The sequence below is a fragment of the Acidobacteriota bacterium genome (assembly GCA_003225175.1).
In the GTDB taxonomy this organism is placed as follows: Bacteria; Acidobacteriota; Terriglobia; order Terriglobales; family Acidobacteriaceae; genus Gp1-AA112.
Genome location: QIBA01000142.1, coordinates 1 through 6,410, shown reverse-complemented (window position 1 = coordinate 6,410; position 6,410 = coordinate 1). Strand labels below are relative to the sequence as shown.

Here is a 6,410-nt window from a genome sequence, read left to right as displayed (position 1 = left end):
GCACGGCCAGAATTCTACTCCTGACGAGCGAGGGATTTGAAGCGGCCAAAACGTTGCCATTTGATTGCTGCGCTCTTCCACTGTTTGCCCCCATGCTTGTTCCAGTTTTTCCCGAAATTTTTCACAAATAAGCTCGTAGCGCTTAACGTCTGTTTCGGAAGGACGTGCGTTGAAGATCAGAAAGCCGTACGCGCCATATCCTTCCGGCGTCGGCTCGCCGACAAAGAGGTAGGCGCGAACAGGTACGGCGCTGGAGGAATTCTGTTGAGCGCGAAACGAGCCGAGATAGGAGAGCAACAAAGAGGATAACGCGAAAACGGTTAGAACGAGTCCAACAACAACGAAAACCAACGATCTAATTTTGCCACTGGTTTCGTTTTGCCTTTTGAAGAGTGTGGCCCAAAAACCGCCAAAGTAGGCGCAGAAACCGACACACAGTATCACGACGAGCGCTACAGCACCGGTGTTTAGCGGTCTTAGGATGTAAATTATGCCGAATGATAGTAACACTCCGATCACGACGGCCGCGCCAATAGGTTTCATGGCGATTCAAAATCCTCTCAAATCCAATCCCAGGAGCAAGCTCATAGTTCTCGTGATCAGCGACCAGAAACTTCCGGTGGAAAAATGGCAGAGTGAAGGTTTCCTACTTCTTCCTTCTGTCTTTCTTGGCGCGCCGTAGCCTCATGCGAAGGCGGCTGACTTCCATTGCCGCCGCATTTCACGCTGCGCTCAAATAGATTCGGTCTTCGCGGGTCTGCAGCAGAAAAAGTCAAATGCCAACACACGCCAATCTATTGCACGGGGTGGATTTGAAATTACGCCTCGGTATGAAATCCCATGCGCCGCTCTGGCCTCCCCTCACCGGTCGCGATCCAACGGAAGGTTCCTTCAACTTTCTCTCGAATCCATCCACAAAACGTCTCGAGGTCAGTGCGGCTAGCGCCTGGAAGATGAGAGATTTCTACCGACTTGTCGGGATCATCGGTAAGTGACAACTGAATGCTTGTGTCCTTTATACGTATCGTAACTGGTATGAATGTGACACAATTGTCCTCACGGGCCGCGCTCTTCACTCTGACGTCAATGGTCACTGACCATTCGCCGTTGTTACTACGTTCCATCTGCGGCGCCGGAAAAAAGCTGGCAGATTCTTGCGCGTCTTGGGGCGTTCGTCTGAACATGAACAAGCTGGTTCTGAAGATTCTCGTAAACCGTACTCACGATACAGAGGTAATATCATCGACAATGATATCAAGACCAAATCCAGCAGGGACTTTTAAGTTTATGGTTCACGCGTGAATGTTAACAAAGCGCGAGTCGACTTTTCTGCCGGTGATTTGCGACGAATAAGATGCCGATCTAGCGGATGCGGTTACTTCCTAATGCCTTCCTTCTGCCTTCTTCGACTTCCTTAGGATCGCAACCAGTAGTGCTAAAACCCAGAAACCGCGCGTGAAATGTCAAGTGGCCTGCTCGCGAAGACTTTCGGAGTTTTGACACGACCCCACGTTCCGCCACTTTATCGCGGCCAGAGACATCTTCCCGTTATGGCTAGAATCCGTACTTCTCCTTTCGGAGCTTGAACGCTTCCTCTCCACCTTCCGTAACTGTCGTTATTTCTTTCCTAATCTTTTCGTTATCAATCGCGCCGGAAAGTTTGATTGTGCCCGCTGTCTGATCTCCAGCCTTCAAATAATCGCAGCAGATCACCAATTCCGCATCTCCATTGACTACGAAGTTGGCATTGTGACTGGCAAAGATCAGCTGACGTTTAGTCTTTGCTGTCCAAATGCGCTCGATAATTTCTTTGACAACTTTGCTATCAACGTCGTCCTCAGGCTGGTCTATAATCAACGCAGCGCCCTCTTGATTTAACAAAGCTGTAAAGAGAGCCGTCGCTTGCTGTCCAGCGGAGGCGTCCACAAAGGCGATGTATTCGTTTTTTGCCTTGCTTGTGCAGTATTGAAACACTGGATTAAATTCCAGCTCTGCTAATGAAAGGTCTAGCCATCTCTCATAATCAAACTCCGCGGTAATTCTCGATTTCTCAGAAGATTTAAAATCGCATTTGTCGATTATTGGACACGCTGGCAACGGATCAGTCCCTTCAGGATCGTGTCGGGCCAATTTCTCAAGTTCTGTAAGAATGCCGCTCCACGCGGGCGACAGGGTCCTCTGCAGTGAGCACACATTGACACAGATTCTCGATCTTTTGCTCTTTGATATTCGAACCTGCGAAAGCGAGCTTGCAATGTTTCTTCAACGACTCAACATCGAGGCTGCCTTTTACTTCCGCCTTAATCAGCCCGTTCGACAGCGACGAAAAATCCTTACACTGCTTCTCAAGCACTTTAATCTTCTTTGTATAAGCGTCATTCCACCGCGCGCGTAGCTCTCCGTACGCCTTCGCCGGATCGCCCAAAGCGGAGACGGTGTTTCGATTTGCCATTTGGATCTTTTTCAGCTCTCCGATCCGCCTCTCCGTATCCTGGATTTGTTTCAATTGCTGCTGGTTTACATTTGCTCGACTTTTTGCAGCCTCATATTTTTTGTCGAAGGCTTCTTTCGCCTTGTCCCATTCTTCAATCGCTTCGTTCACTGTCCTGAGAGAAGTGTTATCGAACAAAGCTGAAAGAGCGCTGACCTGTTTGTTAATTTCTTTGAACTTGAGAGAGAATTGTAACCGGATTTTCTCTATCAGTTTCGGGTTCTGCAATTCATCGACATTTTCACTCACAACACCTTCCCCGAATTCGTTTTCCAGTGAGCCAACCATCTCCGCAGCCCTAGCCAATTCGTTTTTTAACTCTTCGATTATCAACTCCTCGTTATCGAAGAGAGCTTTTGCGTGATTGTCTCTTGATCGCCTGTGGATAGACCTTTGAGTCCTTTTCGGAGAGAGTCCACCTGCCCCGTTAGGGAATCGATCTCCAGGTTGTATTTACTGATCTCTTTTTCGATTTCCTCTTTACGAATGAGCTCTACGTAAGAGACCCTGATCTTTGCCTCGATGTCACGTATGTCCGAACGAATTCGATCAAGGCTTTGTCTTACCGGTAATTCGACAAATCGTCGCAGTTCCTCCAATCTGACGCCAACGCTGCTGAGCTGCTTTTGGCTATATGCCTGAATCGGAAGTAGGTTTCTGATCTCTTGTTCGGTTACTGAAGCAAAATTGCCGTCGCCGACCTTCAAAGAGACCTCTGGCGTCTTCGAATCCCTCTTAACGATATGTTCAACGCCGTTGAGAACGAACGTCACATGAACTTCGCCCTCTACCTTCAGAAGTGTGTTGCTTATTAGTTTCCTTCTTGTTGCTTGCACCGGTGCCATGTCGGAATCGAGGCTTTCGGCCGGCTGATCACAAAATCCCCAGCGTAGATACTCTAACAGTGTCGACTTTCCGCTTCCTCGACCTCCAATGATCGCATTATATTGCTGGTTAAAATCGAGGCTGACCCGACCCAAGAACGTTGAGTTCGTCACAGTTAGCGTCGTGATCCAAGAACTCGGTAAATTTGGTTCTCCTTGGGATAGTCGCGATTCCTTGGCAAGGCATGCTTGCCGAAGAGCTTCGGCCGTCGGTTCCGACCATTTTACCCACGTCGTGTGCTTGCCTAAATCGGAGTGGTCTCTTACCGGTGACTATATCCAATGCACCTTTTCCAAATTTCGACACAGGACCATCCGTGAAACCGCCAACACATGGCATCGTCTTGCAAAAAATTTCCGAAACCTGACCGCAGTAGGGTGCCGTATCCCGTTTCGCTGACATTCGGCAATACAATAAATCGTCCCTTCGAATGTTTGAGCGCGTTCAGCTTTTCATACAGTTCCGGCAACCCTGGAACTACATCTTGAGGTATGCGTTGAACGTCAGCGGCATGCGAGGCAGGCGAAGCCGCCGCGGGAAATTGCTAAAGTCGTTAAAACACTCTCAAAAAGATTCTCGGGGAAATCTGCATCAAGAATCAATATCACCTGACACTTGGGCGACGTTAGGGTGATTTCAATGCCAGGAAAAACAACGATTCGTCCTTCTTCTGGAACAGGCTTGCCAGCGTCGTCGAGCTCTTCTTCTGCGGCCTTTTTGACGTACGGAAAGAAGACAAAATCATGATGATCGGTAATTGCAATCGCTCCAATATCCTTTTTTCGGCAGGCTAGAACAAGTTCTTCGGCATACGCCTTCCGCTCCGCGTCTGTTACAGCGTCCCCCACCCCTTCCAGCCCGCATCGCGAGGGGTGTGAACCTGAAAATCACATTTAAAAAAATGTGCGCCTTTATCCATGGCGCTCGCAGATTACAACGCAGACGCCCGTCAAGCTACTGCCATCGAGCAGGAACTTGCCTTTCATCACTTTTCTTTTTCTTGTGCTCATCGCGGTGCTCGCCGTGCACATCGCATCGAGCAGCGGTGGGAAAGCCGAAAGATAAGCTTTCTGCGGTTTGATGAGATTAACAGGAAACCGTAATCCCTATGGTTAATCCACTCATAGGCACCTTTATTCATCGAGCAGGAACTTGCGCATTTCTCGAACGACCAACGCCCGCCACGGCGGGTAAACCTTTCGTCTACTATGAACACGTAGTGGTTAGTGTCGTGCAGTTCGATGATTCGCGAGTTCTTCCCGCCTGCGCGGAAGCGCTGGATTGCGCCTTCTATCCATTTGGCAAGCGACTCGATGTTGCGACCAAATTCCTCTTGACTGGCAGGGTCCAGATAGCAGTCGTAGGGCAAACGGTATTGAGGAGGCGTAAGAAGTAAGAAGAGTATGAGGCGAATCGCAGAGTCGGAAAGTGACCGAAATCGAGGTAAGCTATCGGAATGAGCACCCACGATCCCCTCGTCCGCAATATCTCCGACACCGCGCTCCTCGCGGCCATTTACCGCGCCCGCGAAACGGAACGGCCCGATGCCGTCTTCCGCGATCCGTTCGCGCGGCGCCTCGCGGGCGAGCGCGGCGACCAGATCGCGAAATCCATGCCTTTCAGCGAGCGCGCAACGTGGGCCTGGATCACGCGCACGTGTGTGTACGACGAATTCATCAAGCAGCAGATCAGGGAGGGCATCGACATGGTCGTTAATCTGGCTGCCGGCCTCGACGCGCGTCCCTATCGAATGAATTTGCCAGCATCGCTTCATTGGGTCGAAGTCGATCTGCCGGGAATTCTCGATTACAAAGAAGAAATTCTTCGTGGCGAGAAGCCGGCCTGCACCCTCGATCGCGCCCGCCTCGATTTATCCGATGTTGCTGCGCGTCGCCAGCTTTTCGCCGCGCTCGGTCGTGCCGGGAAGAACGTGCTCATCATCACGGAAGGATTGCTGATTTACCTCTCGCGCGACGAGGTGGCGTCTCTAGCGCAGGACCTCGCGGCTGTATCCGCTTTTAATCACTGGATCGTCGATATTGCGTCGCCTGGCTTGCTGAAGATGGTCAAGAAGGGCATGGGCCAGCAAATCAAGGAAGGGAAAGCCGAGTTCAAGTTTGCGCCGGAGGAGGGTCCATTGTTTTTCACGCTGTATGGATGGGAAGTGGTTGACGTTCGCTCAACATTAAAGACTGCCGCGCGATTGAAGCGTCTCACGCTTTGGATACGTCTTCTCTCTTTCTTGCCGGATTCGCACGGAAAGCAAGGCTCCCGCCCGTGGTCCGGCATCTGTCTGCTCCGCGATCAATCGGCTGCGCAGACCAGCGCCTGGTGACGCGACTCGCACAGACTTTCTGCGCCGCCGAATGATGTTACGAAAAGTTCACGATGCCGACGGCGCCATCGGCAAGCAAGAAGCACGTGCTCCCCAGAAGTAACGTTATTTTGCCGTGGAAGAGGCAACGAGTTTCTGGAAACGCGGATCCTTGCGCAGCGGTTCAAACATAGGATCTAGTCGGAGCAACGCAGGAGTGAGCGGCGGGTTTGCGGCTAAGGGCGCTTCGTACGGGATTGAAAGTAGCTTTTCCAAAGTGGAGATCGACCGGTCGACGTCTCCGGTGCGCGCCGTAACCCGGGCGAGAATGTCCAATGGCCGGGGACCCGTCAGCGCGTCTTTTTGCATTGAAATCCTCGCGATCGCGCGCTCTGTCAGAGCCAGCGCGGCATCGTTGTCACCGAGAGCCATGTTTGTAAGCGCGAGATCTCCCATTAAAACAAGATTTTCAGGTTGTTCCTTGAGAAAAGATCCCAGCTCGATCCGAGCCTGACTCCAACTTTCGCTAGCCGCTGTATGATCACCGGCGACTTCCTGTGCCCAGCCTAACCAAAAGCGGAGTTCGCCTGCGTAAAAACCTAGTGTTTGATCAGGCCTGGCTAGTATTTCCTTTAGCTGAGCAACCACCGGTCCCGGGCGCGACTCCAGGATAGCCTGGTAAACCTGTGTTTCCAATGCGTTCACGTAGCCGACTCCCGG

General features: G+C 51.3%; 9 protein-coding genes. 3 read left to right on the top strand and 6 right to left on the bottom strand.

Annotated features, from left to right (window positions below):
- From DMG62_23780 to DMG62_23760, 5 genes are all read right to left on the bottom strand, one after another.
- The coding region (locus DMG62_23780) for a hypothetical protein (protein ID PYY20306.1) at positions 1-543 on the bottom strand (543 nt) is incomplete at its 3' end.
- Between the two features lie 275 nt (positions 544-818).
- The gene (locus DMG62_23775; GenBank protein ID PYY20305.1) at positions 819-1,184 is read right to left on the bottom strand and encodes a hypothetical protein; all 366 of its coding nucleotides are present in this window, start codon (positions 1,182-1,184) and stop codon (positions 819-821) included.
- 370 nt (positions 1,185-1,554) lie between these two features.
- Positions 1,555-2,256, bottom strand: coding sequence for a hypothetical protein (locus DMG62_23770; GenBank protein ID PYY20304.1), 702 nt, complete (start codon positions 2,254-2,256; stop codon positions 1,555-1,557).
- A 564-nt stretch (positions 2,257-2,820) separates the two neighbouring features.
- The gene (locus DMG62_23765; protein ID PYY20303.1) at positions 2,821-3,504 is read right to left on the bottom strand and encodes a hypothetical protein; all 684 of its coding nucleotides are present in this window, start codon (positions 3,502-3,504) and stop codon (positions 2,821-2,823) included.
- Positions 3,505-3,879: 375 nt separating this feature from the next.
- Positions 3,880-4,224, bottom strand: a complete 345-nt coding sequence (locus DMG62_23760; protein PYY20302.1) for a hypothetical protein — start codon at positions 4,222-4,224, stop codon at positions 3,880-3,882.
- Between the two features lie 69 nt (positions 4,225-4,293).
- Here DMG62_23760 and DMG62_23755 point away from each other — a divergent pair, with 69 nt between their 5' ends.
- Genes DMG62_23755 through DMG62_23745 form a run of 3 tightly spaced genes read left to right on the top strand, consistent with a single transcriptional unit; the run spans position 4,294 to position 5,711 of the window.
- A complete protein-coding gene (locus DMG62_23755) occupies positions 4,294-4,479 on the top strand; it encodes a hypothetical protein (GenBank protein PYY20301.1) in 186 nt (61 codons plus the stop codon).
- Positions 4,480-4,484: 5 nt separating this feature from the next.
- On the top strand, positions 4,485-4,772 hold the full coding sequence (locus DMG62_23750) for a hypothetical protein (GenBank protein ID PYY20300.1): 288 nt from the start codon (positions 4,485-4,487) through the stop codon (positions 4,770-4,772).
- Between the two features lie 60 nt (positions 4,773-4,832).
- The gene (locus DMG62_23745) at positions 4,833-5,711 is read left to right on the top strand and encodes an SAM-dependent methyltransferase (GenBank protein PYY20299.1); all 879 of its coding nucleotides are present in this window, start codon (positions 4,833-4,835) and stop codon (positions 5,709-5,711) included.
- Between the two features lie 105 nt (positions 5,712-5,816).
- On the opposite strand, the gene DMG62_23740 is transcribed toward DMG62_23745, so the two are convergent.
- Positions 5,817-6,410: hypothetical protein (locus DMG62_23740; protein PYY20298.1), on the bottom strand; the 594-nt coding region annotated here is incomplete at its 5' end.

Excerpts from the sequence above, each read along its gene's own strand:
- DMG62_23755 (PYY20301.1), top strand. The coding sequence starts at position 4,294 with ATGGCGCTCGCAGATTACAACGCAGACGCCCGTCAAGCTACTGCCATC.
- DMG62_23750 (PYY20300.1), top strand. The coding sequence starts at position 4,485 with ATGGTTAATCCACTCATAGGCACCTTTATTCATCGAGCAGGAACTTGC.
- DMG62_23745 (PYY20299.1), top strand. The coding sequence starts at position 4,833 with ATGAGCACCCACGATCCCCTCGTCCGCAATATCTCCGACACCGCGCTC.
- DMG62_23775 (PYY20305.1), bottom strand. The coding sequence starts at position 1,184 with ATGTTCAGACGAACGCCCCAAGACGCGCAAGAATCTGCCAGCTTTTTT.